The organism is Enterobacter cloacae complex sp. 677-3DZ2D5B (assembly GCF_004136695.1).
Classification (GTDB): Bacteria; Pseudomonadota; Gammaproteobacteria; order Enterobacterales; family Enterobacteriaceae; genus Enterobacter; species Enterobacter hormaechei_C.
Genome location: NZ_QFLS01000031.1, coordinates 1 through 8688 on the forward strand (window position 1 = coordinate 1; position 8688 = coordinate 8688).

An 8688-nucleotide genomic window follows, 5' to 3' on the forward strand; every position below is an offset into this window, starting at 1 on the left:
CCGACTATTTGCAACAGTGCCTGTTTTACTGTCAACGGCGAGATGCAGCTTACGCCAGATACGGCGGCGTTCCTGGCCATGCTTTTTGACTTTCCACTCGCCTTCACCGAAGACCTTCAGCCCGGTGGAATCAATTACCAGGTGTGCGATTTCACCCCGGGTGGGCGTTTTGAAACTGACATTAACCGACTTTGCCCGCCTGCTGACACAGCTGTAATCCGGGCAGCGTAGCGGAACGTTCATCAGGGGGGGCGGTTCCGGCTGAGGGCGAAATGACACCCTAAGCGTTAGCTCTGTGTCGTTGCACGATGTCAGCGACGGTATTCTTGCTGATACCGAGCTCGCGTGCGATCCAGCGATAGCTGCGTCCCTCGGCCCTCATCGCAACCACCTTAGGCAAAAGTCGGTCTGATTTTGGTCGCACTCCGGCCTGACGACCAAGCCTCTTACCACGTGCCTTCGCAACAGCAAGGCCTGACTTGACCCGCTCGCTGATGAGATCCCGCTCAAACTCCGCAATGCCGGAAAGAAACGTCGCCAGCATTCGTCCATACGGCGACGAAAGATCGAACGCCATTCCATTCATGGCTATCACGGAAACCTTCCAGTTCTCCAGTTCACGTAGCGTATTGAGCAGATCGAGCGTCGAGCGCCCCCACCGGGAAAGCTCAGTGACCAGGATTGCATCAATTTGTCTGGACTGGGCAAGCGCCAGGACTTTCTTTCGCTCGGCCCGGTCGAGTTTAGTTCCTGAACCTGTTTCCTTAAATATTCCCACCACGTCGTAGCCGGCACGGCCGGCGAAGGCTCGCAGATCAAATTCCTGGCGTTCACAAGACTGATCCGCTGTTGAAACCCGGCAGTAAATGGCGGCACGATGTCCCAATTGAACCCTCCTGGATTTTTGTATCGGAACGCCCTGATTTATATGGGCTGGCTGTTGTCCAAAACAGACTATACTTCAAAAGGGACGAATTTGTATGTCACGACGCCATATTTTCACCGAACGGCAGCGAGCAGCGCTGTTCGATCTGCCCACGGACGAACTGTCGCTACTGAAGTTCTACACGCTGGGCGATGATGACCTGGAAAACATTAGGCAGCGCCGCAGACCGGAAAACAGGATTGGCTTTGCCCTGCAACTTTGTGCCTTACGATATCCGGGCCGTGCACTGGCTCCTGGTGAGATGATCCCGCGTGAAGTCCTTTCCTTCGTCGGTGCTCAGCTTGGAGTTCCGGCTGATGCGCTTCCTCACTTATGCCACACGGCGCCAAACCCGTCAGCAGCACATGGACACGCTGCGCGAAATTTACGGCTACAAGACCTTCACGGGCCGTGGTGCCCGTGATCTGCGGGAGTGGACTTTCGGCCAGGCCGAAGATGCCAGATCAAACGAGGATCTTGCTCATCGTTTTATTGTGCGGTGTCGGGAAACTTCCACCATTCTGCCCGCAGTATCGACAATCGAGCGCTTGTGCGCGGATGCTCTGGTCGCCGCTGAGCGGCGGATTGAAACGCGGATTGCGGAAAATTTAACAGCGGATGTTCGCGATCACCTGGACAAACTTCTGAGTGAAATGCTCGCCGGCAATATCAGTCGTTTCATCTGGCTTCGCAACTTCGAGGTTGGTAACAACTCGGCTGCTGCTAACCGTTTGCTCGACAGGCTCGAATTTCTGCGTACCCTGAATATCAATCATAGTGCTTTGGCCAGCATACCTGCCCATCGCATTGCCCGGCTGCGTCGGCAGGGTGAACGCTACTTCACCGACGGTTTGCGTGACATCACTTCGGACCGCCGCTGGGCGATCCTTGCCGTCTGTGTTGTGGAGTGGGAAGCGGCGATTGCTGATGCCATAGTCGAAACCCATGACAGGATCGTAGGAAAAACCTGGCGGGAAGCGAAGCGCCAGCATGACGAAACAATTTCCGGCTCTAAAGCCACACTCACGGATACGATCCGTACCTTCACCGCGCTGGGAACTTCGTTGCTTGAGGCCCGCAGTGACGGAACCCCGCTGGAGATGGCTGTCGCCAGTTCGGTTGCATGGGACCGGCTCGCTCAACTGGTAGCGACAGGGACTCAACTCAGCAACACGCTAGCCGATGAGCCTCTTGCATATGTCGGGCAGGGATACCATCGCTTTCGTCGTTATGCGCCCCGCATGTTGCGCTGTCTGAAGCTCGAAGCCGCGCCGGTCGCCGGACCATTGGTAGCAGCAGCTTTGTCGATCGGAGAGATGAAAGGTGTTGCATCGCCAGAAAGGCGTTTCCTGCGGCCCAGCTCCAAATGGAACCGTCATTTACGAGCTCAGGAAAAAGGAGATACCCGTCTTTGGGAAGTGGCGGTACTCTTTCACCTCCGGGATGCTTTTCGTTCCGGAGATGTCTGGCTCGCTCATTCGCGCCGCTATGGTGACCTCAAGCAGGTACTGGTGCCGATGATCGCGGCGCAGGAAAATGCAAAACTGGCCGTGCCTTCCAACCCACAGGATTGGCTGGCAGACAGAAAGGCGCGACTCACGATCGCTCTTAAGCGGCTGGCCCGGGCTGCCCGTAACGGCACTATTCCGCACGGTAGCATAGAAGATGGAACGTTGCGGATCGACAGGTTGACAGCAGACGTGCCGGATGGTGCCGAGGCACTCATACTGGATCTGTATCGCCGAATGCCGTCCGTTCGGATTACCGACATGCTGCTTGAAGTTGATGCAGCCCTTGGTTTCACAGATGCGTTTACCCATCTGAGAACCGGGGCTCCATGTCGCGACCGGATCGGTCTGCTCAACGTCCTGCTCGCTGAAGGGCTCAATCTGGGCCTGCGTAAGATGGCGGAAGCTACAAACACGCATGATTACTGGCAGCTCTCACGCCTTGCCCGCTGGCATGTTGAAAGCGAAGCCATGAACCAGGCATTGGCAATTGTGGTGGCCGCGCAGGGTAAACTGCCGATGTCACGCGTCTGGGGGATGGGCACGTCAGCATCGAGCGATGGTCAGTTTTTCCCGACAGCGCGGCATGGCGAAGCCATGAACATGGTCAATGCCAAATATGGTTCTGTTCCCGGCCTCAAAGCGTATACTCACGTAAGCGACCAGTTCGCGCCATTCGCTTGTCAGTCGATCCCGGCGACCGTGAGCGAGGCACCGTATATTCTCGATGGACTACTGATGAACGAGGTCGGTCGCCATGTTCGCGAACAGTATGCCGATACAGCAGGATTCACCGACCATTTGTTCGGAGCCAGTAGCCTGCTCGGCTACAATCTCGTTCTGCGAATCAGGGATCTGCCATCGAAGCGGTTGTACGTATTTAATCCCGATACGACCCCCAGGGAGTTACGCAAGTTGGTAGGTGGAAAAGCCCGGGAGGATCTTATCGTTGCGAACTGGCCTGATATTTTCCGTTGTGCCGCGACGATGACCGCTGGCAAAATCAGGCCCAGCCAACTCCTGCGCAAGCTCGCTTCTTACCCACGACAAAACAACCTTGCAGTTGCGCTTCGTGAAGTTGGTCGTATTGAACGGACCCTTTTCATTATTGAGTGGATCCTGGATACGGACATGCAGCGGCGTGCTCAGATCGGTCTTAACAAGGGAGAGGCCCACCATGCGCTCAAAAATGCGCTCCGTATCGGGAGGCAGGGGGAAATTCGCGATCGCACGACAGAGGGGCAGCACTACCGAATCGCTGGGCTCAATTTATTGACTGCGGTGATCATTTACTGGAATACCGTCCATCTTGGTCATGCCGTCACGGAGCGGCGGAACGAAGGGTTGGATGTTCCCCCTGAATTTCTTCCCCACATATCCCCATTGGGCTGGGCGCACATTCTACTGACTGGCGAATATCTTTGGCCCAAGGAACCGAAAGCTTAGGGTGTCATTTCGCCCTCAGCCGGAACCGACCCCTAATACGGAATACAGGAGCAGAGAGCATTCAGCCCCCTCCCTGCTCTAGCACACCAGGCCATCATGCTGATGACTGAACCGCCATGGTCTTACCCGGTGACCTGCAATCCTGCAGGCATCAACATACCGCAGTCAAGACAGGGCACAATGCAGGCATACTGGCCGTGCATCCCACTGTGCGTTTTTCCTGGAAGCTCAGCAAATCATCCCGTTAACCGCGAAAGTCATTCACCATCTGTGGCCAACACCTTTCTGCCATCCGGCTCCCGTTTCCTAATCGCATTTAGCAGTGTGAAGCTGGCGCCGGGTTATACAGACAGCTGCAGTCTCATCCTGCCGGGCTAAACCTGCAGTACACAGGGGAACGGATACCGTCAGGTAACATGACCGTCTCAGCACCCGATTGAGATTTTCATAAGGTGTATAGAGCTTTACTGAAAAATTGACTGTGGCATGTTATCACCCATGGAATGGTTAACAGACCAGGGATTACCCCCATTTTACCCGCATGCCGTAGTCAATATCTGCGTATCACGACCCCAGATCACATATTACAGTCAATATTGTTCGATCCGGGCAGAGATGATAGAGAATAAATATTGACTGCGGTATGCGTGATGCATATCACAGTCAATGGAATGTCCTTAGCGGCATACGGCAGTCATGATATGCATATCGCAGTCAATTTTCTGGCTTCATCGCTGAGAGGGCTTCAGCCAGTTTAAGAGGATCGATGCCAGCAGCCTTCAGCGCCTTAATGACTTCGTCATAATTTTGCTCTGGCGCCTTCTCTTCTTCCTCTTTGCGCGGAACCTTCACAGGACCACTGATGAGTTTGGGGTTGCGATAATGCACGCTGAAATAGGTGGCTCGGCCACGTTTAAACTCGGTGTAATCCAGATAACCAATATCCCGCAGCTGCTCCATCGCCTTACGCACCGTGTGGTTCTGCGTATAGACATTTGAGGTGAGATTTAGCCGGTCACGCATCCGTTTCATGGAAATAGGTGCAGGATTCTGGGGAAGACTTTCGATGTAGGTATAAAGCGCCTGGGCTGATTCCTTGCGCTGCAGGGCGTCAATGGCTTTCAGCCGCAGCAGTACCCTTCTGTCCATGTGGTAAAGCTCAAACAGCTTAGGTTCAGCCTTTATCTCAACGATATCCTCGGTGATGTCATAATAGGCTGACTGCACCAGATGGGTGGTCCATCCTTTGGTCTCGCTCTGGAACTTCAGCGTAACCGAGGCAAGTTTAAACAGGGAATTACTGATGCGATCGCGCATTTTTTTGTTTGAACGACGGGAGTTAAATCCGCACATCTTAACGAATTCGACGAACGACAGTTCCAGGGTGTCACTTTTTACCCCATACTCCGACATGGAGCGAATTATCCCCAGCCAGACTTTAAAATCCGTGTCCATATCAAGACGCGAACCGGTGATCTTAACGTCAGTGTACCCTTCGCTTTTGGCAATAGACAGCTGTACAAGCTCCTCAGTCGCGTCTGTAACGTTTTTCCGGTTCGCCTTGCTCTTCCCTGTTGATTTCAGAGTTGGGACGAAGAGACCGAGTCTCATGAGCGCTACTGGCTGCACGGTACTGGTGCTGTTGACATCCAGCTTAACAACTTCGCCGGTTGTCTTATCAACTTCCTGAAGGTTCAGAAGTAAGCTGTTATTTTCGCTCGTCATCTTGATCCTCAACAGTTATCCACAAAAGGATGTAGTAATACGTATCGCAGTCAACGGATATACATACCTCAGTAAATACCGTTGCATATCACAGTATTAGATTATGCATATAACAGTCAACATTTTACATTCCGCAGTCGATCCAGACAGACGTTAAAGCCAGTTACAGCGCATGCTGGAGCGATCCGGGGATCTCTTTTGGATCTCACTATGATCTCCTTGGGATCAATTATTGGATCGAGACCTTGAATAACTCAGATACAAGGCCGGAAGCGCCACACCAGGTATCCAGAACCCTGGCCTGATTTTCCTGAATACGCTCTGGAAGATTGAGATCTACAGGTACAACAATGAAACATTGACTGCGGTATGCTGAGTCGTCTTTCCTCTTTCTCGACACAGATACAGTAAGTATCATGCCACAGTCAATATATTACATATCGCAGTCAATTTCATTATAACTGGCTGATCCCGAGCCATCTTAAGCAACCCGACGTACGTGCAATCTGTGAATTCTGTGATTTTCCGCTTCCTCGCCGCTTTCTCACTCCGTGAGATCGCTTACTGCGGCGAGCGGCAGTGATTAATATTGGCTGCGGTATGTACTCTTTTGTACTCCCCTGCGGTCTTTGCATCACCCAATGCGGTTCACTTTGCACTTTTTCGTGCACTTTGCGTTTTTATTGTTGCTTTGCAATAAATTCCAAGATTTAATAAAATAATGCAAAGTGATGATTAAAGGATGTTCAGTATGGGACTCATGGATACACTCAACCAGTGCATAAGTGCTGGTCATGAAATGACGAAAGCAATCGCCATTGCGCAGTTTAATGATGACAGTCCGGAAGCCCGGAAAATAACCCGGCGCTGGAGGATTGGTGAAGCAGCTGATTTAGTTGGCGTGTCATCTCAGGCTATCAGGGATGCCGAGAAAGCTGGCCGGCTGCCTCACCCTGATATGGAAACCCGTGGAAGAGTTGAGCAACGCGTTGGTTATACCATCGAGCAAATCAATCACATGCGGGATGTATTTGGTACACGACTGCGCCGTGCTGAAGATGCGTTTCCGCCGGTGATTGGTGTGGCTGCTCACAAAGGTGGTGTTTACAAAACCTCCGTTTCTGTTCACCTGGCTCAGGACCTGGCCCTGAAAGGATTACGCGTTCTGCTTGTCGAGGGTAATGATCCTCAGGGCACAGCCTCGATGTATCACGGATGGGTGCCCGATCTTCATATACACGCGGAAGATACTCTCCTGCCCTTTTATCTTGGTGAAAAGGATGATGCCAGTTATGCGATAAAACCAACCTGCTGGCCTGGCCTTGATATCATTCCGTCCTGCCTGGCACTGCATCGCATTGAAACTGAACTGATGGGCAAATTTGATGAAGGAAAACTGCCCACCGACCCGCATCTGATGCTCCGCCTTGCTATTGAAACGGTCGCTCATGACTATGATGTGATTGTTATCGACAGCGCACCGAACCTCGGTATTGGCACGATCAATGTCGTATGCGCTGCTGATGTGCTGATTGTTCCCACCCCGGCAGAGCTGTTCGATTACACTTCTGCACTGCAGTTTTTCGATATGCTTCGTGATCTGCTCAGGAATGTGGATCTTAAAGGCTTTGAGCCGGATGTCCGTATTCTGCTTACCAAATACAGTAATAACAATGGTTCGCAGTCACCGTGGATGGAAGAACAAATTCGCGATGCATGGGGAAGCATGGTTCTTAAAAATGTGGTACGTGAAACCGATGAAGTTGGTAAAGGCCAGATCCGCATGAGAACCGTTTTCGAACAGGCGATTGATCAACGTTCTTCGACCGGCGCATGGCGAAACGCACTTTCAATCTGGGAACCTGTTTGTAATGAGATTTTTGATCGTCTGATTAAACCACGCTGGGAGATTAGATAATGAAGCGTGCCCCTGTCATTCCAAGGCATACCACACATACTCAATCGACTGAAGATACTTCATCACCGGCGCCGGCCGCGCCGATGGTGGATTCATTAATTGCGCGCGTGGGTGCTATGGCCCGCGGTAATGCTATCTCTCTTCCGGTATGTGGACGGGAAGTAAAATTTACCCTTGAGGTGCTCCGGGGAGACTCTGTTGAGGGCGCCTCACGCGTATGGTCAGGAAATGAGCGTGATCAGGAACTACTTACCGAAGATGCTCTGGATGATCTCATACCTTCATTTTTACTGACCGGTCAGCAGACTCCAGCTTTCGGCCGCCGGGTTTCTGATGTCATAGAAATTGCAGACGGCAGCCGTCGCCGTAAAGCCGCAATCCTGACGGAAAGTGATTATCGCATTCTGGTTGGTGAACTGGACGACGAGCAGATGGCTGCATTGTCCCGGCTGGGTAACGATTATCGGCCGACGAGTGCTTATGAACGTGGCCTGCGTTATACAAGCCGGCTGCAGAATGAGTTTGCCGGAAATATTTCTGCGCTTGCCGATGCGGAAAACATCTCTCGTAAGATCATTACCCGCTGTATCAATACGGCCAAACTGCCTAAATCAGTTGTTGCCCTGTTTGCACATCCTGGAGAACTGTCTGCCCGGTCAGGTGAAGCCCTTCAGAAGGCTTTTGCAGATAAAGAAGAATTACTGAAGCAGCAGGCTGAGACTCTCCACGATCAGAAGAAAGCGGGACTAATCTTTGAAGCTGAAGAGGTCATTAGTCTTTTAACATCCGTACTGAAACAATCTTGCGCATCAAGAGTTAATCTGAGCTCACGTCATCAGTTTGCTCCAGGGGCAACAGCATTGTATAAGGGCGATAAAATGGTGCTTAACCTAGATCGGTCCCGCATTCCTGCGGAGTGTATAGAGAAAATAGAAGCCATTCTTAAGGAGCTTGAGAAACCAGGAGTCTAATGCGGACACGCTTTAGTCTACGGTTATCTCCCTTTACTTCATTTCCTTTCTCACAGGCCAGAAAACATAACTGGCCTGAATATTCTCTCTGGGACCACGGTCCCACCTGCATCGTCTGTCAGGTTATCTGCCTGGGACCACGGTCTCACCCGCGTCATCGGTCAGGTTATCTGCCTGGGACCACGGTCCCACCTG

Annotated in this window: 4 protein-coding genes and 2 pseudogenes; 3 read left to right on the plus strand and 3 right to left on the minus strand. The window is 52.1% G+C overall.

The genetic code is table 11. The annotated features are described in order from the left end of the window. Together DD597_RS24725 and DD597_RS24730 are read right to left on the minus strand one after the other, a co-directional pair. Positions 1-246: pseudogene (locus tag DD597_RS24725) on the minus strand (transposase); the annotation flags it as partial. A 34-nt stretch (positions 247-280) separates the two neighbouring features. Continuing rightward, the gene (locus DD597_RS24730; RefSeq protein WP_000509966.1) at positions 281-886 is read right to left on the minus strand and encodes a recombinase family protein; all 606 of its coding nucleotides are present in this window, start codon (positions 884-886) and stop codon (positions 281-283) included. A gap of 94 nt (positions 887-980) precedes the next feature. Here DD597_RS24730 and DD597_RS24735 point away from each other — a divergent pair. After that, positions 981-3879: pseudogene (locus tag DD597_RS24735) on the plus strand (Tn3-like element Tn5403 family transposase). A 714-nt stretch (positions 3880-4593) separates the two neighbouring features. Here DD597_RS24735 and DD597_RS24745 read toward each other — a convergent pair. Further along, positions 4594-5604 carry a RepB family plasmid replication initiator protein gene (locus DD597_RS24745; protein ID WP_000200071.1) on the minus strand — a complete coding sequence of 337 codons (1011 nt, stop codon included), beginning with the start codon at positions 5602-5604 and terminating at the stop codon, positions 4594-4596. Positions 5605-6355: 751 nt separating this feature from the next. Between DD597_RS24745 and sopA the strand changes: the two genes are divergently transcribed. Both sopA and DD597_RS24755 read left to right on the plus strand, forming a co-directional pair. Next, a complete protein-coding gene (gene sopA / locus DD597_RS24750) occupies positions 6356-7522 on the plus strand; it encodes a plasmid-partitioning protein SopA (RefSeq protein ID WP_000523813.1) in 1167 nt (388 codons plus the stop codon). Then, positions 7522-8493, plus strand: a complete 972-nt coding sequence (locus tag DD597_RS24755) for a ParB/RepB/Spo0J family plasmid partition protein (protein ID WP_039267244.1) — start codon at positions 7522-7524, stop codon at positions 8491-8493. The genes sopA and DD597_RS24755 overlap by 1 nt, the downstream gene beginning before the upstream one ends. Positions 8494-8688: the final 195 nt, after the last annotated feature.